The following is a 19860-nucleotide window of genomic DNA, read 5'->3' as shown; positions in this document are numbered from 1 at the left end:
GGTTCTATGAAGCGGCCAATACGTAGGATGTTGCATCTTCTCAGGCGGACACGGCGGATTCAACCGTCACGACGCCACGTTGCGCAGCCGGGAAGCTTTCCAACGGCTGGGAGCCACGCACCAGGGCCCGCAGCTCGCCGAGGCCGCCCGACACCACGCCTGCCGCCCGGGCCTGGACCAGCACGTTGCCCAGTGCGGTGGCCTCGACCGGTCCGGCGATGACGCGTTTTCCGGTGGCGTCGGCAGTGAGCTGGCACAGGAGCCGGTTCTGCGAGCCGCCGCCGACAATGTGCACCACGTCGACGCGCACGTCGGCGAGGCGTTCGGCGTCGGCGATGGTCCGGGCGTACCCGGCAGCGAGGCTGTCCAGGATGCAGCGGGTGATCGCGGCGGGGCTGTCCGTAAGGACCGAGCCGGTGTTGCGGACGGCCGCGCGGATCCGTTCGGGCATGTTGTCCGGGGCGATGAAGTAGGGATCGTCCGCGTTGATCTGGGGTCCGCCCAACGGCAGCGCCGCGGCGCCGGCCAGCAGGTCCGCCAGCGTGGCCGTGTAACCCTGCTGCGCCCACGCGCGCTGGCATTCGCTGAGCAGCCAGAGCCCGCCGACGTTGCGGAGATACCGGATGGTGCCGTCCACGCCGCGTTCGTTGGTGAAGTTCGCCTGCCGGCTCGCCTCGGTGAGCACGGGCTTCTTCAGCTCGACCCCGACAAGCGACCAGGTTCCCGAGGAGATGTAGGCGAAGTTCCCGTGTTCGGCCGGGACGGCGGCGACGGCGGATGCGGTGTCATGCGAGCCGACGGCCACTACTTTCGTGACCTCGGCCAGGCCGGTCCGGGCGGCGATGCCGGGCAGCAGGGTGCCGACTGATTCGCCGGGCTGGATCAGCGGCGGGAACAGCTTCTTCGGCAGGCCCAGGGCGGCCAGGAACTCGGTGGCCCACTCCCCCGCAACAGCGTCGAAGAGGCCGGTGGTGGAGGCGTTGGTGGCTTCGGTGCGGCGCTCTCCGGTGAGCAGGAAGGCGATCAGGTCCGGGATGAGCAGGGCCTGCAGCCCGTCCAGGTCCTTTTCGGTTGCCAGCTGGTAGAGGGTGTTGAACTGCAGGAACTGCAGGCCTGTGGTGGCGTAGAGCCGGGCCGGGTCCAGTTTTTGGTGGACGCGGGCGACGGCGGCGCGGCTGCGGTCATCGCGATAGCTGAACGGCTGCGCGATGAGGTTCCCGGCAGCGTCCACCAGCCCGTAGTCCACCGCCCACGTGTCGATCCCGATGCTGCTGATCGTTTCGCCGCGCTCGGCGGCAACGCGGGCCGCGGCAGCGAGCCCCGTGAGCACCTCGGCGAACAGTGCGTCGAAATCCCAGCGCAGGCCGCCGTCGGACTCCACCACACCGTTCGGAAAGCGGTGGACCGTTTCCAGCGACGCTTTGCCTTCACCACCGGCAACGCCGGGTGCCACCCGGCCGAGGATGACCCGGCCCGAGGAGGCGCCGATATCGACAGCGGCGAATACACTGCCGGCGACCACGCCGCCGTCGACACCGGGTGTTGGGGTGCTGCTCATCGCAGGAAGGCTGCGGCCACGCCGGCGTCCACGGGGATGTGGAGGCCGGTGGTGTGGGACAGTTCGGCGCTGGTGAGCACGGCGGCGGCGTTGGCCACGTGCTCGGGCAGGACCTCGCGCTTGAGCAGGGTGCGCTGGGCGTAGTACTTGCCCAGTTCCTGCTCGTCCACCCCGTACACCGCGGCGCGTTTGGCGCCCCAGCCGCCGGCGAAGATCCCGGAGCCGCGGACCACGCCGTCGGGGTTGATGCCGTTGACGCGGATGCCGTATTCGCCCAGTTCAGCCGCGAGGAGCCGGACCTGGTGGGCCTGGTCTGCCTTGGTCGCGGAGTAGGCGATGTTGTTCGGGCCGGCGAACACGGAGTTCTTCGAGGAGATGTAGATGATGTCCCCGCCCATGTCCTGATCGATCATGACCTTCGCTGCGGCCTTGGCCACCAGGAAGGAGCCCTTGGCCATGACGTTGTGCTGCAGGTCCCAGTCCTTCTCGGTGGTTTCCAGCAGCGGCTTGGAGATGGACAGCCCGGCGTTGTTGACCACCAGGTCCACGCCGCCGAATGCCAGCACCGCATCCTGGATGGCCGCGGCGATCTGGGCTTCGTTGGTGACGTCGGCCTGCACGCCGATGGCCACGTCCGGTCCGCCGAGTTCGGCGGCGACGGCCTGCGCGTTCTCCAGGTTCAGGTCGGCAATCACGACGCAGGCGCCTTCCGCGGCGAGGCGGGTGGCGATGGCCTTGCCGATGCCCGACGCCGCGCCGGTCACCAGGGCGATGCGGGTGGCGTGGGACTTGGGCTTGGGCAGCCGCGCGAGCTTGGCTTCTTCCAGTGCCCAGTATTCGATCCGGAACTTCTCGGATTCCTCGATCGGGGCGTAGGTGGAGATCGCCTCGGCGCCGCGCATCACGTTGATCGCGTTGAGGTAGAACTCCCCGGCGACGCGGGCGGTCTGCTTGTTCGCGCCGAAGGAGAACATGCCCACGCCCGGGACCAGCACGATGGCCGGGTCCGCACCGCGCAGGGCGGGGCTCTCCGGGGTTGCGTGCCGGCTGTAGTAGGCCTGGTAGTCCTCGCGGTAGTCCGCGTGGAGCTCCTGCAGCCGGGCAATCGAGTCCTCGATCGAGGCGTCGGCGGGCAGGTCCAGGATCAGCGGCTTGACCTTGGTGCGCAGGAAGTGGTCCGGGCAGGACGTGCCCAGGGCACCGAGCCGGGGGTGTTCGGCGGCTTCCAGGAAATCAAGGACGACGGCGTCATCACTGAAGTGCCCCAGCTGCGGTTTGTCCGTGGACGCCAGCCCGCGGATCACCGGCGCCAGCGCGGCGGCCTTGGCACGGCGCTCCGCCTCCGGGAGGGCACCGTAGCCGGGGAGCTTGGGGCCGAACGGCTGCGTGCGGCCGTTTTCTTTGATGTAAGACTCGGCCTGGTCGATGATCCAGAGCGAGTTGGCCTCGGCCTCTTCGGACGTGGCGCCCCAGGCGGTGATGCCGTGGCCGCCCAGGATGGTGCCGACGGCCTGCGGGTTGGCGTCCTTGATCGCGGCGATGTCGAGGCCCAGCTGGAAACCGGGGCGGCGCCAGGGAACCCAGACCACCTTGTCACCGAAGATCTTGGTGGTCAGTGCCTCCCCGTCCACGGCCGTGGCGATCGCGATGCCGGAATCCGGGTGCAGGTGGTCCACGTGCGCGGCGTCCACCAGCCCGTGCATCGCGGTGTCGATCGACGGCGCAGCGCCGCCCTTGCCGTGCAGGCAGTAATCAAAAGCGGCCACCATTTCGTCTTCGCGGTCCACCCCGGGGTAGACATTCTTCAGGGCGTTCAGCCGGTCCAGGCGGAGCACGGCCAGGTTTTCGGCTTTGAGGGTTCCGAGGTCCCCGCCGGAGCCTTTCACCCAGAGCAGCTGGACGTCCTCGCCCGTGACCGGGTCCTTCTCCGTGCCCTTCGCGGAGGTGTTGCCGCCGGCGAAGTTGGTGTTCCGCTTGTCCGCACCCACGCGGTTGGAACGGGCAATCAGGTCTTCAACAGTCTTGTTCGTGCTGCTCATGCTCTTATGCGCCCCATCCGGCCTGGTGACCGCCCACGCGGTCTTCGTTGATCTGTTTCTGGTAGCCGCTGGCTTTGAAGGCTGCCAGCGGGTCCGCGGGCAGGCCGCGGGATTCACGCCAGTCGGCCAGGACGGGCCGGACGTCGGTGTAGAAGGCGTCGTTGAACACCGCGTTGGCGGCCAGGACATCGCCGGCACGCTGGGCTTCGCCCAACGCGGCGGTGTCGATCAGCAGGGCACGCGCGGTCATTTCCTGGACGTTGAGCACGGAGCGGATCTGGCCCGGGATCTTCTCTTCCAGGTTGTGGCACTGGTCCAGCATGAGCGCCACGCCGGACTCTTTCCCGAACCCGCCGCCGCGGATCACCTCGTGCATGATCCGGAACAGCTGGAACGGGTCCGCCGCACCGACGATCAGGTCGTCATCCGCGTAGAAGCGCGAGTTGAAGTCAAAGGAACCCAGCTTGCCCAGGCGGAGCAGCTGCATGACGATGAACTCGATGTTGGTGCCCGGCGCGTGGTGGCCGGTGTCCAGGCAGACAAACGCCTTCTCCCCCAGCGCCAGGGTCTGCGCGTAGGACGTGCCCCAGTCCGGAACATCGGTGTGGTAAAAAGCCGGTTCGAAGAACTTGTACTCCAGCACCAGGCGCTGGTCCTCGCCCAGGGCGGCGTAGATCTCCTGCAGCGACTCGGCGAGCCGGTCCTGTCTGCCCCGCATGTCGTCCTGGCCCGGGTAGTTGGTGCCGTCCGCCAGCCAGATCTTCAGATCGCTCGAGCCCGTGGCATGCATGATCTCCAGGCACTCGAGGTGGTGGTCGATGGCGCGCCGGCGCACTGCATCGTTCGAGGACGTCAGGGAACCGAACTTGTACTCGTCATCCTGGAACGTGTTCGAGTTGATGGTGCCAAGGCCCACGCCCAGGCCCGCCGCGTACTCACGCAGGGCGGCGTAGTCATCCACCTTGTCCCACGGAATGTGCAGTGCAACGGTGGGAGCCAGGCCCGTCAGCTCGTGCACCTTCGCGGCGTCCGCGATCTTCTCCTGCACGGTCCGCGGGGTGCCCGGTGTGCCGAACACCTTGAAGCGGGTGCCCGAGTTGCCATAGGCCCAGGAGGGGACTTCGATGGCAAGCTCTTCCAGCCTGCCCAGCGCCGTTGCTACGTCATTCATGTTGGTTATTTCCGGTCTCTTGTGTTGCTGCGGTATGGGGTGGTGGTGCTGCGGCCCCGCTGCTGGAGCCTTGGGTGACTCAGCGTGCCGCGGACTCCGCCGCCGCAAGCTGATCGTCTAGATTGAAGACTTCTTCGAGGACCAGGAACCCTTCGTCGGGGGCCTGGTCCGTGTTGTCCGGGTTGTCAAAAAGAGTGGCCATCTCCGCCTGCCAGCGGGCATTGACGTCGGTGAGCGCCATCCGCGCCCTCACGGCGTCGAAGTCGTCGCATTCCACGTAGCCCACCAGCAGCCCGTCAGTGCCCAGGAACAGCGAATAGTTGTGCCAGCCCGCATCCTGGAGTGCCTTCAGCATCTCCGGCCAGACGGCGGCGTGCCTGCGCTTGTACTCATCGATCAGTCCGGGTTGGACCGAGGAGCGGAAACACACCCTCATCTGCGGCTCTCCTGAAATTCGGATTCTTTGAATCGTTTCATTGTTACGATTCAAAGTACTCTTGAAGTCGAGTAGGTGTCAAGCAATTGTCATTGGACGAAAACCCTTTCTCCGGGAAGGCCGTTTCGCTCGCAAGGGAACGCGCCCCGGGCAAGGACAATTGGCGCGGGGGTGTGATCCGGGCGTTTACACACGCCGCCCCGCACGAGAGAGCTTGGAGAAACATGTCACGGTCAGCCAGCATCAAGGATGTTGCGAACCATGCCCGCGTAGCGGTGGGCACGGTGTCCAATGTCCTGAACTACCCCGACCGGGTGTCGCAGCGGACCAAGGACCGGGTTCTGCAGGCCATCGACGAGCTCGGGTTCGTCCGCAACGACGCGGCCCGCCAGCTCCGGGCCGGGCACAGCCGCACCATCGGCCTGATTGTGCTCGACGTCGGCAACCCGTTCTTCACGTCCGTGGTCCGCGCCGCCGAGGACGCCGCCGCCCTGCAGGGCAGCGCAGTCCTGCTCGGAGACAGCGGGCACGATGCGAGCCGCGAGTCGAACTACATCGACCTCTTCCAGGAGCAGCGGGTCCAGGGCCTGCTCATCTCGCCGGTGGGCGATGTCACCGAACGCCTCGACCAGCTGCGCGAACGCGGCGTGCCCACCGTCCTGGTGGACCGGCTGGCCGACGAGTCCAGGTACAGTTCCGTTTCCGTTGACGACGACGCCGGCGGTTACCTTGCGGCGCGGCACCTGCTGGACACCGGCCGCCGTCGGCTGGCCTTTGTGGGAGGCCCGACGTCGATACGCCAGGTGGCGGACCGCCTCCAGGGGGCGCAACGCGCCGTTGCCGAGGTCCCGGACGCCTCCCTGGAAGTGCTGGATTCCGCCGGGCAAACGGTCCTGGCGGGCCGCGGCGTGGGCGACCGGCTGGTCCGCCGCAGCGCCGGCGAACTTCCGGACGGAGTGTTCTGCGCCAATGACCTGCTCGCACTGGGCGTGATGCAGTCCCTCACCATGCTGCACACGCTGCGGATTCCGGAAGACATCGCCCTGATCGGCTACGACGACATCGACTTCGCCGTGTCCGCCGTGGTGCCGCTCTCCTCGATCCGCCAGCCCACGGAAGCACTGGGCCGGACCGCCATCGAGCTGCTGGCCGAGGAAGTGGACGCCATGGGGTCCGCCTCGTCACGGCCGCACCACCGCGCCGTGATCTTCACCCCCCAACTGGTGGTGCGGCAAAGCACGGCGGGTGCCGCCACCCCGGACTAGACGCCGCCGGGAGCCGCTGAGGCCCTTGCCTCCGATACCCCTCGGGGGTATCTTGAAGTATGCCGTTGCGCTTCTTCTCCCGCCGCACCCGTTCAGCACCGGGCCGGCCGCTGCCTCGCGGAAAACGACGACGGCGGGCACTCAGGATCGCCGTCGTAGCGCTGTTGACGATCATCGGTTTGCTGGTGGCCTCTACGGCGGCGAATCTCGTCCTGGAAGGGATCGAACGCTCGAACGCCGCTGCGTACGGGGAGAAAGTCCGGATCGACCAGGGCACCATCAATGTTTCCCGTTCCGGGGACACCGGCCCCACCATCGTGCTGCTCAGCGGGCTGGGGACGCCTGCCCCGGTGCTGGACTTCGCGCCGCTGGTGCGGGAACTGACCGGCTTCCGGGTGGTGGCGGTGGAGGGTTTCGGATACGGCCACAGCGACATGACCGCCCGGCCGCGGACCATCGAGAACATGAGCGAGGAACTTCACACAGTGCTGTCCCAGCTCGCCGTCGACCGTCCTTACATCCTTGCCGGCCATTCAATAGCAGGCTTTACCACCCTGTACTACGCCAACAAGTACCCTGCGGAAGTGTCTGCCGTTATCGGCATCGACCCCACGGTCCCCGCAGGCATGGCCTCCGATGTAGGTCCTGCCCACACCGAGGCGCCGGCCGCAGGCAATTTCTGGGAACGACTTCCGTCGACCACCGGCCTGGTCCGCTGGGCCGCCGCGTTGGGCCTGGCGGACCCGGCAGGCGACAACTACACGCAGGAAGAGCGCGGGCAGATGCGCATGCTGGCCAGCTGGAACTACGGCAACGAGGCGCTGACCGACGAGACGAACAGGATGGCGGAAAACGCCGCGAAGATCCGAACACTGAGCTACCCTGACCACGTTCCCGTCCTTCAATTCCTGTCCCGGGAAACGATCAGCCAGCAGCCGGAGTGGCTGGGCTCCCACGAGCGCCAACTGGAAAATGTGAAGCGCCGCGAGCTGGTGCTCCTCGACGGGAACCACTACCTGCACTGGACGCAGTCCCAGGCCATGGCGACGAAAATTGCGGAGTTCCTGAGCCCGGCCGGCACCGTTCCCTGACGATCCGCGGTTCATCATGCGCCGGGGGAATCAGCCCGGGAGGGGCTACCAGTACCCGTATCAAGAGGCCCTCCCGCCGGGGATCCACTTCCTGTTGGATGGGCATAACCAACGAAAGGAACACCCATGGCTACCTGGCTCATCACAGGATGCTCCACCGGTCTCGGCCGCGCCCTCGCCCAGTCCGTGCTCGCCCGCGGCCACAACGCGGTGGTCACCGCGCGTAACGCCTCCACGCTGCAGGACATCGCGGCCGCGTACCCGGACACGGCCCTGGCCCTCCCCCTTGACGTCACCGACACGGCACAGATCAGCTCAGTGGTGCAGCAGGCGCGGACGCGGTTCGGCGGCGTCGACGTGCTGGTCAACAATGCCGGCTACGGCTACCGCGCCGCCGTTGAGGAAGCGGACGACGCCGACATCCGGCAATTGTTCGACACCAATGTTTTCGGCGCCGTCGACATGATCAAGGCAGTCCTCCCGGACATGCGGGCAAAAAGGGCAGGGTCCATCCTGAACATCTCCTCCATTGGAGCGCGGATCAAGCCGGCCGGCTCCGGATACTACTCCGCCACCAAGGCGGCCCTGGAGGGCCTCTCCGGTTCACTCCACAAGGAACTCCAGCCGCTTGGCATCAACGTCACCGTCATCGAGCCCGGCGCGTTCCGCACGGACTTCGCCGGCCGCTCCCTCACCCAGTCGGCGACGGCGATCGCGGACTATGCCGAAACGGCCGGGAAACGACGCAAAGAGCATGACACCGTCCACGGCACGCAGCCGGGCGACCCGGCGAAGGCCGCCGAGGCCATCATGGCGATCGCCGAAAGCGCGGCCCCGCCGTCCCTCCTGGTTCTTGGCCAGGACGCGTACAACGCGTTTGACGCCGTCGCCCAGGCAGAGCGCGCGGAACTGGACGAATGGCGGGATCTCAGCCTCAGCACGGGCCTTGAGGGCTAGAGTTTCTCCACCGTGAGGTTCCGGTAGGCGGCACGCAGCGGCGCCATCTGCCGGAACCCGAGGTAGCCCCCGCCCAGCACCTGGTCCGAGGAGTCGGTCCAGTCAAAGAGGGGCAGCCCGTTGATGGAGAACGCCACGCGCGGGCCGTCCTTCACGAGTTCCATGCGGTAGAAATCCCGGGCGTCCTCCGCCGGCGGCAGCGGGTCCGCGCCCTGGGCAACCAATTCAAAGCCGGCACTTTTCCGCAGGTTGCAGGTCCGGAAGGCCCGCTCGGACTCGTACTTGTGCCGGAAGTAGGAAACATGGAGGGCATCGATGTCACCCGAGTGGTATTGCGGGTAGAAGCCCGTGCGCCGGGCGACGCTGTCCGAAAACAGGTCCTGCCCGCCGTGCCCCGAGGCCGAAAAGAACAGCATGGCCAGCCCCGGCTCGGCGAGCGGCAGGAACTCCCAGCTGATCCGGATGCCGTCCGGAAACTCCACCGGGCACCAGAAAGTCCAGTGCGCGTGGTCCCCGAACTCCTGATCGTTCAGTGCGCCGGAAAGCTCCAGGGCGCCCTCCCCGCATTCCTGCCGGAGCGGGCCCTCGGCCACCCAGCCGGACACGTCCGCCGGACCGGCAAGCGGATTGCTGTAAAGCAGTTCCGGAGTGGGCGGCAACGCTCCCACCTAGCGCCGCCCCGCCGTCGTGAGTCCCGCCGTCGTGCATTGCAGCAGCGCAAGCCGGGCGGCAACCTCCCCGGCAACCAGGGACGCGCCGTGACGGGAGAAGTGCGTGTTGTCGGCCAGTCCGTCAGCCCAGTGGGCGTGCTCGCCGGGTCCGAAATGGCAGAACAGCGGCTTCGATTCCTCGACGCCCAGCCCCAGGTAGAGCGTGCGGGTCCAGGCGTTGAGGTCGACGACGGCGAGATGCAGTTCGAGCGCGATCTCACGGACCACGTCGGGGTAGTCCTCCAGGCTGTCTTCCAGGGCACCGTCCGCCAGGAAGTGCCGGCGCTCCACGGAAGTGCAGAGCACCGGCACCGCCCCGAGCGCCTGCGCCTCCGCCACCATCCGGCGCAGGTTCGCCGCGTACCCCGTCCTGGCTGCCAGCTGGGGGCGTTTCTGGTCGTTGTGGCCGAACTGGATGAGCACCAGGCTGCCCTCCTCCGCGGCTTCCAGGAGCTGACCCCAGAGCCCCTCCTCAATGAAGGACTCCGTGCTGGCACCGCCCTTGGCGAAGTTGTGCACGGCGGCCCAGGGGTAGACGTACCGGGGCAGCTGCGCGCCCCAGCCGCTCATGGGGTACTCGTGGGTGGGACAGTTGGCCACCGTGGAATCACCGGCGAGCAGTATCTTCATGCTGTTCTTTCTGTTGCGTGTTGAGCCGTCACCTGCGCAAGCCGAAGCCGGCTCAGCCCTTGACGGAGCCGATGAGCATGCCTTTGGCGAAGTGCTTTTGCAGGAAGGGGTAGAAGATCAGGATGGGCAGGGTGGCCACCACGATCACTGCGAATTTGATGCCCTGTTCCGGCGGGATGTAGTTCGGGTCCACGTTGCCGGAGCCCAGGAGGTCGGACGAGGCGGTGACCTGGCGCAGGTACATCTGCAGGGTCCACTTGGAGTTGTCGCTCAGGTAGAGCAGGGGCGACATGAAATCGTTCCAGATGCCCACGGCGTAGAAGAGCGCGAACGTTGCCAGTACGGGCTTGGACAGCGGCAGCAGGATCCTCCACAGGATCCCGATTTCCGTGGCGCCGTCCATCTTGGCAGATTCCTCCAGCTCGGCCGGGAGTTCCTGGAAGAAGTTCTTGATGATGATCAGGCTGAACGGGTTGATGGCGGCCGGCAGGATCAGCGCCCAGTAGCTGTTGAGCAGGCCGAGGTCCTTGATCAGCAGGAAGGTGGGGATCATGCCGCCGGAGAACACCATCGCGAAGACCACCAGGGACAGGATCAGCTGCCGGCCGCGAAGGTTCCGCTTGGCCAGCGGGTAGGCCATGGTGACGGTCAGGATGAGCTGCACCACCGTGCCCACGGCCGTGACCAGGACGGTGGTGACCAGCGCCCGGATGAAGGCCGGGGTGGAGAAGATGTATTCGTAGGCTCCCAGGCTGAACTGTTCCGGCCAGACGAAGAAGGCCCGGCGGGTGATTTCCGCTTCGGTGGCAAACGAGCCGGCGAACACGTAGACGAACGGCAGCAGTGTCAGGACGCCGATCACGGCCAGGAAGACGTAGTTGGCGGCATCGAAGATCCGGCCGCCGGTGGTGTTGTGGATCTTCATTAGAACAGTCCGCTCTGGTTGAACCGCTTGGCCAGGGCGTTGGTGCCGAAGATCAGCACAATGCCCACCAGGGACTTGAACAGTCCGACGGCGGTGGAGTAGCTGTAGGCGCCCTGGGTGATGCCCACGAAGTACACGTAGGTGTCGAAGACGTCCGCCACCTCGCGGTTCAGGGCGTTGGTCATGAGGTAGATCTGTTCGAAGCCGGTGTTCAGCATCTGCCCGATCGCCAGGATGAGCATCACGATGATGGTGGAGCGGATCCCGGGCAGGGTGATGTGCCAGACCCTGCGGAACCTGCCGGCACCGTCGATGATCGCGGCCTCGTACTGGTCCTGGTCCACGGTGGCCAGGGCGGCGAGGAAGATGATGGTGCCCCAGCCGGTGTTCTTCCAGATCTCCTGGAGCACAATGAGCGGCCGGAACCAGGCGGGGTCGGAGAGGAAGTCGATGTCCGTGCCAAGCACTGAGTTGATGAACAGGAACAGCGGCCCGAAGTCCAGGGCGAAGAGCAGGAAGCTCAGCGACGCCACGATGGTCCAGGACAGGAAGTGCGGGATGTACACCAGCGTCTGGACGGTGCGCTTGAGGATCGAGAGGCGGACCTCATTCAGCAGCAGCGCCAGCACGATGGTCAGCGGGAACGCGATGCCCAGGTTCAGGAACGCGAGGATCAGGGTGTTGCCCAGCAGCCGGCCGAAGTCCGGGTTGGCGAAGAAATCCTGGAAGTGCTGGAAGCCTACCCACGGGCTGGCGTTGACGCCCAGGAACGGGACGTAGTCCTTGAACGCGATGGACACCCCGTACATCGGGGCGTACCGGAACACCGCAAAGTAGAGGACCCCCGGCAGCAGGAGCAGGTACAGCCACTTGTAGTGCGCGAAGTGGACGGCGAAGCGGCGCCGCCGCCCCGGGGCAGGCGCTGGTGGCGGCGCCTGCTCCGGGGCTTTGACGTCAACGGTGGACGTTGTCACTTGCTGTCCTGCCAGAGCTTGTTGATCTCGTCCTGGACCTTGTCGCCTCCGCTGGTCTTCCACAGCTTGATGGCATCCTTCAGGCCCTGCTCATCGGTCTGGCCGGCGAGGTACTTGATCCGGGCGTCGGCCACGATGTTGTCCAGCTGTGCGCCCTTGGCGACGTAGGTGGGCGAAACGAACGCTGCGGCGGGGTTGTAGACGGCGCTCTTCAGGTCCTCAGCCATGACCTCGACCCGCTTGTCGAAGACTTCCTGCTCGTAGTCCGAGGCCTGCTTGACGGGGTAGAAGTTATTGCCCGTGACGTTGGTGCCCAGCTGCGCATAGCTCTTGATGTCCGTGGCCACGGCCTTGCCTTCAGGGGTTTCGGGTTTGATGGCGGCTGCCTTGCCGTCCTGGACAGTGAAGTTGACGCCTTCGATGCCGTTGTTGAGGAGCGCGGCCACGTCCTTGGAGTTCATCTTGTCGAGGAACTGCAGAACGTTCTTCAGCTCAGCCTCGGTGCGGACGCTGGTCTTGGGCACGGCCAGGAAGCCGGAGTAGCCGTCCGTGGGATGGGTGTGCAGTTCGCCGTCCGGGCCTTTGAGCCCGCCGACGAAGCCCACCTTGTTCTGGAAGTCGTTCGGGTTGGCCTGCTTGAACAGGTTGATGAGGACGCTGACGCGGGAGTCGACGTCAACGATGATGCCGCCCTTGCCGTTGAAGAACGGTTCGTTCCACTTGGTGCCGTCAAAGGTGGCGAAGTCCGGGTTGATGAGTTTCTCGTCCACCATCTTCTTGACGAAGCGGTTGGCTTCCAGGAATTCCTCGGTCTCGAAGCTGGGAATAAGCTTTCCGTCCCTTTCGGTCCACCGGTTGCCTGCGCCGTACCAGGTTTCAATCATGTCGTACGGGCTGTTGGTGCCCAGGGCGCCGAACTTGGGAACGGTGATGCCCCAGGTGTCGTTCTGGCCGTTGCCGTCCGGGTCCTGTTCGGTGAATGCTTTGGCCACCTTGTAGAGGTCCTCGGTGGTTTCGGGAGCTTTCAGTCCGAGCTTGTCCAGCCAGTCCTGGCGGAACATGACGGCCGAGCGGATGGGGTTGCGGGCACGGAAGACGCCGTAGACCTTGCCGTTGACGCTGGCGTTCTTCTCGACCTCGGGGAAGGTGGTCTTCAGGTTGGGGTACTCGTCCAGCTTGTCGGTGAGGTCCCAGAAGGCCCCCGCCTCGGCATTCTTGACGAAGCCCGGCGACTTGCCCTGCACCACCATGACCTGGGGGATCTCGGAGGAGGCGAGCGTGATGTTCATCTTGTCCTCGTAGGACGCGTTCGGCGTCCAGGTGATGCTCACGTCCTTGCCGGTGAGTTCCTCCAGCTTCTGCTGCACCGCGCCGTCGGCGGACGGCGGCTGTGCCTCCAGGAACGGCGCCATGATGGTGATCTTGGAGGAATCGGCAGCCGGCGCTTCACCCCCGCTGCACGCCGTGAGGGTCAAGGCGGTGGCGGCGGCGACGGCGGCCGCCAGGCTGAGTTTTCTACGGATCATGGTGATTTCCTTTTCCACTTCTTCGGGGTCGGTTCAGGTGGTTCGGTCGGTCAGTTTTTGGGGCTGGCTCTGGAGTCAGGTGTGTGTCCGGGAAGTGCCGGCATCATTTTGATACGTTTCATTACTTGCCCGGGAAAGCTGGCCCGCCCCAACGCGGAGGACTCCAGGCTCAGGCGGGCGTCGGACGGCTCAGGCAAGGGGGGCTCCGATCATGGCGGCCGGGAGCGTGGCGCCCGCGGCAGGCTCGCGAGCACTACCGGTCACCGATTCGTCGTTGGCAGTGAAGAAGCGGTCGCACAGCCACCCGGTCACGTAGAGCCACGCTCCGACGCTGAAGAAGGGGATAAGTCCCGGCAGCGCCTGGCTGGCGAACAGCGCGACGGCGGTCACGAACAGCAGGATCGCCGTCCCCGCCAGGTGCCGGAGGGCAAACCGCGAGGACATCAGGAGGTACTGCGGAAGCGGAAGCTCGTAGCGGGCAAACATCGGAAAGAGATGGCAGGCAACAGCCACCAGGAAGATCGCGGCAACAAAGGTCCCGGCCGCCAGCAGCTGCGAAAGAAGGTCGCCGGAGCGGGAGAAGTAGTTCCAGTTCAAGGCCAGGGCGGCTCCGGCCAGCAGGATCGGCAGCGCCAGGGCATTGCCGCGGCCAAAGTTGCGTCCATACTCCCGGGCGAAGGAGCGGAACAGCGGAGCAGCCTCGCCCCGGACCCTGCGGCGCACCATGACCTGCGCGGCGGCCGTGGCGGGGCCCGCCCCGAGGACGCCCAGCCCGGCGAGCGAGAACACCATCCACAGCAGGTTCAGGCAGGCAATCCAGAGCAGGGTGTCGAAAAATGAATACGCCTTGGCGCTAAAACTTCCAGCCAGCACAGCCAGCCCCCTTCGGATCTCCATCGTTGCAGAAACGGGGGCCACAGTGGTCCACGTCACCTCAGTAAGCGGTTTCTCGAAAATCTAGACGGTTTTACTGCGGCGGTCAAGGCGAAATTTGAATCGTTACATATTGGCCCGAGCCGGGTTAGACTGATGGCAACAGCAAATTGGAAAGCGCTTACCATCCGTTGGGGCGGGCCCCCCGGCCTACTCTGAAAGCGACGGTCGCGGGCCCCGCCCCCCAGCGATTTCCGCATCGACACCGACGTCAGACCCGGCCCCGGAAAGGGAAGCCCCGGGCACAGAAGAGGAGAGCCATGGGCACCCTGTCCGCGCCCGTCCCGGAAGAACCCGACATGCCTGCCACGGAAGGCAGGATCGCCTCCACCCCGGCCAGGGTGGCCCTCGTCGGCGTTCACGGCTTCGGCAGCCACCACCTCCACAACCTTGAAAGGCTCCAGCACGATGGAGCCGTCACCCTGGTGGCCGTTGCCGACCCGAATCCTCCGGCCGCCGGCGCGCTCCCGCCCGGAACCGGGGTGTTCGGCACCCTGGACGAGCTCCTGGCGGCAACCCCGGCGCTGGACCTCATTATTGTGGCCACGCCCATCCAGACGCACGCACCGCTCGCGCTCACGGCCCTCCCCCACGCCGACCTCTACTTGGAGAAGCCCCCGGTGGCTTCCCTGGCCGATTTCACCCGGCTGCAGGACGCCGCCGCAGCGGCCGGACGGAGCGTCCAGATCGGTTTCCAGAGCCTGGGCTCGCAAGCCCTGCAGGCCATCGAAGAGCTGCTGGCCGCCGGCGAAATCGGCACCCTCCTGGGAATCTCCGCGACCGGCCGCTGGGTACGCGACCGCGCCTACTACAAGAGGTCGCGCTGGGCGGGCAAACGCAGCCTGGACGGCGTCGACGTGGTGGACGGCGTGGCGACCAACCCCCTGGCCCACGCCATCGCCACTGCTTTGCGGATCGCCGGCGCGCGGACCGGGGACGATCTCGCCTCGGTGGAAACTGACCTCTACCGCGCCAATGACATCGAGTCGGACGACACCTCCGTCATCCGCGTCCGCACCGCATCAGGCCTTCCCATCACCTGCGCACTGACCCTCTGCGCCACGGAATCCGTGGAACCGTACGTCACCCTGCAGGGCAGCGAAGGCACTGCGGTGTTCCACTACACCGAAGACCGCCTGACCGTCAGCACTGCCGCCGGCGAACGCCATCAGGTGTTTGGCCGGCTCGACCTTACCGAGAACCTGCTGGAGCACTTGCGGAACCGCCGCCCGCAGGACCTGCCGAGCGGTGCGCCGCTGATCAGTTCCCTCGCGGACAGCGGCGCGTTCATGCGCGTGCTGGAGGCGATCCGCACCGACGCTGCCCCTGAGTTGGTCCCTGCCCGCTATATCGACTGGGTAGGCGAGGGCGACTCCGCCCACCCGGTGATCGCCGGCATCGAAGATGCCCTGGAACGCGCGACGGCGGCGCACGCCACCTTCAGCGAACTCGGCCTGCCCTGGGCGCGGTCTTCTGCCGACCGCGCGGACACGCTGTCCCTTTCCACAGCGCCTCTTTCCGCAGCGCCTCTTTCCACAGTGCCTCTTTCCGCAGTGCCGATCGTTACGGTCCGAAGCGGTTCCGCCCTCGCGGCCCGCCTCTCGCCCCGCCCGTACCTGCATCCGGTGCGGTCATTCGGCGGCGTCACCGTCACCGACCACCTGCCCGCGGACCATCCGTGGCACCTGGGCGCCGGCATCGCCCTGCAGGACGTGAACGGCACGAACTTCTGGGGCGGCAAGACGTATACCCGCGCCGCCGGACGGTACGAGGAACGCCCGGACCACGGCCGGATTGTGCAGATCGCGGCAAGGCCGGAGACGGCATCACCGGACGGCGTATCCCTCCACCAGGACCTGAGCTGGCAGGCGCCGGACGGCAGCGAACTCCTCCGCGAGCGCCGCACCACCCGCGCAGGGAGGGTGGACCACCGGACCTGGCGGCTGGACCTGGCAACCGAACTGACCGCCGTCGTCGACGCTTCGCTGGGCGGTCCCGGGTCCAACGGTGCCGCGGGCAGCGGCTACGGCGGGTTCTTCTGGCGGCTGCCTGCTTGCTCCGCGGCGGATGTCTTCACGGCGGACCGGGAGGGTGAGGCAGCCGTCCACGGCTCCGTCTCGCCCTGGCTGGCCTGGACCGCGGAGTTCCCGGAGGGCGCGGCGAGCCTGGTGTTTGCCGCGCCGGCCGAGGCACCCGATCCCTGGTTCGTCCGGCTGCACGGCTACCCGGGGGTGGGTTCGGCGCTGGCCTGGGACCGTCCGGTGATCCTCGCCGCGGGAGAATCGGTCCGTCGCTCCTTCACGGTGTGGATCGCCGACGGCACGCTGGCCCCGTCCGAGGCTGGCGCATTGGCTGCTGACAGGTGACGGGGCACCTTGCCCCCGCCGGTCTTCTCACCGACGGGCTTGAAGCCTGCCTGACCGCCTCAAAGCGCCCGCACTTCGGCTGGGTTCTGGCGGCCGGAGAGGGAAGTGATCCGGCCTCCCGCCATCAGAGCGCCTATCAGCTCCGGGTCAGCGACGTGGCCGGCACGCAGCTATGGGACTCGGGCATCGTGGCCTCCGGTGAGCAGCACTATGTCCCCTACGGCGGCCTTGAGCTCGCACCGGACGCCGACTACCGGTGGGCCGTCCGCGTCCACGACGCCAGCGGCGTCCCCGGGCCCTGGTCCGCGCCGCAGGGTTTCAGCACGGGCCTCGACACTCCGGACTGGGACGCCGAATGGATCCGCCGGGAGCCCGGCGGCCGCGCCCCGCTGGAATTGTTCGACGGCGCCTTGCGGGTTGCCGGTTCGCCGTACCTCCCGCTCCCCTCCCCGCCCGTCCGCCAGGTCCGGCTGGAGGCGCGCCTGAGGCCTGCGATGGGATGGGCGGGCCTGCTCCTGCGCACCACCGGCCCCGGTACCGGCCTGCTGCTGGAACTGAATTCCGCCGGGGCCGTGGTCCTCCGGCGCGCGGCCCGGTGGGAGATCCCCTCCGCTTCCGTGCCCGCAACCGAGGTCCTCGCCAGCGCCCAGCGGCAATGCGACGTGACCATCGGCCAGGAACGGCTGCCCGGCAAGGACCTGGTCCCCGGCACCTGGCAGGACCTGACAGTCACCGACGACGGACGCACCATCACGGTGATGCTCGACGGCGCGGAGCTACTCACCGTGGACGAGCCCGCCCCTGCCGGGTTCCGGGGAAGCCTTGCCCTGCATCAGGGCCCGCGGAGCCAGGCCGAATACGGCTCGCTCCTGGTCACTGAAACCACGGGCGGAATGGCGCTTGTTGACCACCGCTACGACGCCGGGGCTGACCGCGCAACTGCCTGCCTTGCCGAATGGACCCGCACCACCACCCACCGCCAGCCCGACGAGTGGACGCTGGCCCGCACGGACGTACCGCTTTCCGGCACCGTGGTGCGCGCCAGGCTGTTCGCCGCCGCCAGCCACCAGGCCGTGTTCCGCATCGACACAGCATCCTCAGGCAGGGCAGTCCTGGAGACGTCGTCCTTCGGCTACCCGGGTGAGGGCTATTACGACGCCGCCGACGTCACCGCCCTGCTGCAGGCCGGGGTCCGCGACGTGGTCCTCTCCGCCCGGGTGCATTGGTACGGGCCGGGCCAGGGCAGGGCCGGCGGCGTTCCCGGGCTCCTGGCCCAGCTCCATGTCGACTACGATGACGGCCGCCGCGAAGTGTTCGGCACCGGCCCCGGCTGGCAGGTGGCGGAAGGTCCGTACCGGCAGTCCGGTTACCGGAACGACGAAGGCGACCCGGTGGAGCATCTGGACGCCACCGCCCCGGGCGCCTCGGAATCCGCCACCTGGGAACCCGCCACGTCGCTTGGCAGGCATCCGATCACCGATTTTCCCGCCGTTCTCCCCCGGCGCACGTTCCTGGCCCGGATACCCGTGCCTGCGGCCAGGCTGCTGACGGCGCAGGACGGTACGGTGGTGGCCGACTTCGGCCGCGTGCTTCCCGCCCGGCCGGTGGTGGAGTTCGCCGACGGCCGGGCCGGCCGCACGGTGATGATCCGGGCCGGCTACACCCTGGATAAGGAGGGCCGGGTTGACCGCGGCAAGTCGGCCAGCCAGAACACGGACATGTCCTACCCCTACACCCAGGCTTCCGGGCCGCAACGTTACGAAGCCGCCGTCCATCTGGGGTTCCGGTACGTCGAAGTACCCGGAATCCCGGCGGCGGAAATCGCCGCGGTGGGCGGCGTCGTCGTCCATTCCGAACATCCCGGAAGCGGACAACGGGAGGGCGGCTTCAGCAGTTCCGATCCGGCGCTTGATGCCGTGTTCACGCTGCTGCGCGACTCCGCGCTGTACGGCGCGCAGGAACAGTTCGTGGATACCCCCACCCGCGAAAAGGGCCAGTTCCTGGGCGACGCCGTCAATATCTCTTACGCCACCATGGCACTTTTCGGCGAGCGGCAGCTCACGGCCCAGGCCTTGCGCGAGTTTGCGGCGTCGGCCGGTCGGTATTGGTCCGGCGGCGGCGACCACGGCCGCTACAACGCGGTGTATCCCAACGGCGACGGCAAGCGCGACATCCCGGATTTCTCCCTGATGATGCCGGAATGGGTGGAGGATTACCACCGGAACAGCGGCGATACCGCCCTGGTGGAAGAGCTGCTGCCAGCCCTGCGCGCCACCGCCGGTTACGTGCTGCGGCACATCCCGGCGGACGGCCCGACGGCGGGACTCGTCACCCGCCTCGGCGGCGGCTCCGGTCCCTACCTCCACGGGATTGTGGACTGGCCGGCGCCCGGGCGCTTCGGCTATGACATGGCGTGCGCGGCCAAAACCACCGTCAGCGCGCAGGCCTTTTCGGTCCTGGACGCGGTGGCCGGGTTGTGCGGGCTGACCGGTCGACGCCGGGAGGCCGAGGAGTACCGTGCACGCTCGGTTGAGCTGTCCGCCGCGATCAACGCCCGCCTGCGCGTGGACGGAGTGATGGTGGACGGGCTGCACGGGGACGGCACGCCCAGCAGCCACGCCTCCCAGCACGCCACGTCCTTCCCGTTGTCGCTCGGCATCACCCCGCCGGAGTGGGTCCTGCGCGACGGGCGGCGCCTGGCCGGGATGGGAATGCGGCAGGGTCCCATGACCGTGCACCGCCTGGTGCGCGCACTGCTGGCGGCGGGGCTGGTGGACGAGGTGCTGGACCTGCTGACCAACCCCGGGCAGCCCGGCTGGGCACGGCTGCTGGAATCACGGGCCAGTTTCACCTGGGAAGCCTGGGAACTGGACGAGGCCACGGACTACAGCCAGTCGCACGCGTGGTCCGCTTCCGTGATCCGGGAAATCCTGAGCCACCTGCTCGGCATCCGGGTGACTGACGGGGGCGCGGAGGCCCGCATCGAACCGCCGGCCGGCCGGCTGGGGCACGCCCGCGGGAGTGTCCCGCTCCAGCGCGGAACGGTTTCGGCCAGCTGGCATCGCGGCCCCGCCGGGATGGAACTGGGCTGCACGGTGCCCGCCGGCGTCCGCGCCGTGGTGGTGCTGCCGGCCGGACGCTACACGGCGGAGGGCCCGACGACGCCGGTTTCCGCCGTCGTCGGGCCCTCCACGGGAGCCGGCCCCGTCACGTTCCGGATCCATCCGGGGACCTGGCACTTCCGGCCGGAATAGCCAGGCGGCCGGCCCTGGCTCGGCC

General features: G+C 67.4%; 15 protein-coding genes. 5 read left to right on the top strand and 10 right to left on the bottom strand.

From position 1 onward, the window contains the following. Positions 1–40: 40 nt before the first annotated feature. From AC6JAC_RS05170 to AC6JAC_RS05155, 4 genes are all read right to left on the bottom strand, one after another. On the bottom strand, positions 41–1558 hold the full coding sequence (locus AC6JAC_RS05170) for a rhamnulokinase (protein WP_497963694.1): 1518 nt from the start codon (positions 1556–1558) through the stop codon (positions 41–43). Beyond that, positions 1555–3597, bottom strand: coding sequence for a bifunctional aldolase/short-chain dehydrogenase (locus AC6JAC_RS05165; protein ID WP_497963692.1), 2043 nt, complete (start codon positions 3595–3597; stop codon positions 1555–1557). The genes AC6JAC_RS05170 and AC6JAC_RS05165 overlap by 4 nt, the downstream gene beginning before the upstream one ends. A gap of 4 nt (positions 3598–3601) precedes the next feature. Next, positions 3602–4768, bottom strand: a complete 1167-nt coding sequence (rhaI, locus tag AC6JAC_RS05160) for an L-rhamnose isomerase (RefSeq protein WP_347898182.1) — start codon at positions 4766–4768, stop codon at positions 3602–3604. 79 nt (positions 4769–4847) lie between these two features. Beyond that, positions 4848–5204 (bottom strand): L-rhamnose mutarotase, encoded by a 357-nt coding sequence (locus AC6JAC_RS05155; RefSeq protein ID WP_028269975.1) that lies wholly within the window; start codon positions 5202–5204, stop codon positions 4848–4850. A 224-nt stretch (positions 5205–5428) separates the two neighbouring features. Between AC6JAC_RS05155 and AC6JAC_RS05150 the strand changes: the two genes are divergently transcribed. The 3 genes from AC6JAC_RS05150 (at position 5429) to AC6JAC_RS05140 (ending at position 8517) form a co-directional block, all read left to right on the top strand. After that, positions 5429–6469 (top strand): LacI family DNA-binding transcriptional regulator, encoded by a 1041-nt coding sequence (locus AC6JAC_RS05150; RefSeq protein WP_028269974.1) that lies wholly within the window; start codon positions 5429–5431, stop codon positions 6467–6469. Between the two features lie 59 nt (positions 6470–6528). Further along, entirely contained in the window at positions 6529–7560 is a 1032-nt protein-coding gene (locus AC6JAC_RS05145; RefSeq protein ID WP_497963689.1) for an alpha/beta fold hydrolase, read from the top strand. Positions 7561–7686: 126 nt separating this feature from the next. Continuing rightward, positions 7687–8517, top strand: a complete 831-nt coding sequence (locus tag AC6JAC_RS05140; RefSeq protein ID WP_497963687.1) for an oxidoreductase — start codon at positions 7687–7689, stop codon at positions 8515–8517. Here AC6JAC_RS05140 and AC6JAC_RS05135 read toward each other — a convergent pair. From AC6JAC_RS05135 to AC6JAC_RS05110, 6 genes are all read right to left on the bottom strand, one after another. Continuing rightward, positions 8514–9176 (bottom strand): DUF1961 family protein, encoded by a 663-nt coding sequence (locus tag AC6JAC_RS05135; RefSeq protein WP_497963685.1) that lies wholly within the window; start codon positions 9174–9176, stop codon positions 8514–8516. The genes AC6JAC_RS05140 and AC6JAC_RS05135 overlap by 4 nt on opposite strands. A 9-nt stretch (positions 9177–9185) precedes the next feature. Next, entirely contained in the window at positions 9186–9857 is a 672-nt protein-coding gene (locus AC6JAC_RS05130) for a rhamnogalacturonan acetylesterase (protein WP_497963683.1), read from the bottom strand. 52 nt (positions 9858–9909) lie between these two features. Continuing rightward, positions 9910–10782 carry a carbohydrate ABC transporter permease gene (locus tag AC6JAC_RS05125; RefSeq protein WP_028269969.1) on the bottom strand — a complete coding sequence of 291 codons (873 nt, stop codon included), beginning with the start codon at positions 10780–10782 and terminating at the stop codon, positions 9910–9912. Next, positions 10782–11756, bottom strand: coding sequence for an ABC transporter permease (locus tag AC6JAC_RS05120; RefSeq protein WP_028269968.1), 975 nt, complete (start codon positions 11754–11756; stop codon positions 10782–10784). Before AC6JAC_RS05120 ends, AC6JAC_RS05125 begins: the two co-directional genes overlap by 1 nt. Continuing rightward, entirely contained in the window at positions 11753–13282 is a 1530-nt protein-coding gene (locus tag AC6JAC_RS05115) for an extracellular solute-binding protein (protein WP_497963681.1), read from the bottom strand. The genes AC6JAC_RS05120 and AC6JAC_RS05115 overlap by 4 nt, the downstream gene beginning before the upstream one ends. 189 nt (positions 13283–13471) lie before the next feature. Next, positions 13472–14155, bottom strand: coding sequence for a YesL family protein (locus AC6JAC_RS05110; RefSeq protein WP_497963679.1), 684 nt, complete (start codon positions 14153–14155; stop codon positions 13472–13474). A gap of 320 nt (positions 14156–14475) precedes the next feature. Here AC6JAC_RS05110 and AC6JAC_RS05105 point away from each other — a divergent pair, with 320 nt between their 5' ends. Both AC6JAC_RS05105 and AC6JAC_RS05100 read left to right on the top strand, forming a co-directional pair. Continuing rightward, a complete protein-coding gene (locus AC6JAC_RS05105) occupies positions 14476–16581 on the top strand; it encodes a DUF6807 family protein (protein ID WP_497963677.1) in 2106 nt (701 codons plus the stop codon). After that, a complete protein-coding gene (locus AC6JAC_RS05100) occupies positions 16578–19835 on the top strand; it encodes a family 78 glycoside hydrolase catalytic domain (RefSeq protein WP_497963675.1) in 3258 nt (1085 codons plus the stop codon). Before AC6JAC_RS05105 ends, AC6JAC_RS05100 begins: the two co-directional genes overlap by 4 nt. Positions 19836–19860: the final 25 nt, after the last annotated feature.

The organism is Arthrobacter sp. KUASC02, from assembly GCF_059739395.1.
This window is presented reverse-complemented; position numbering and strand designations above follow the sequence as displayed.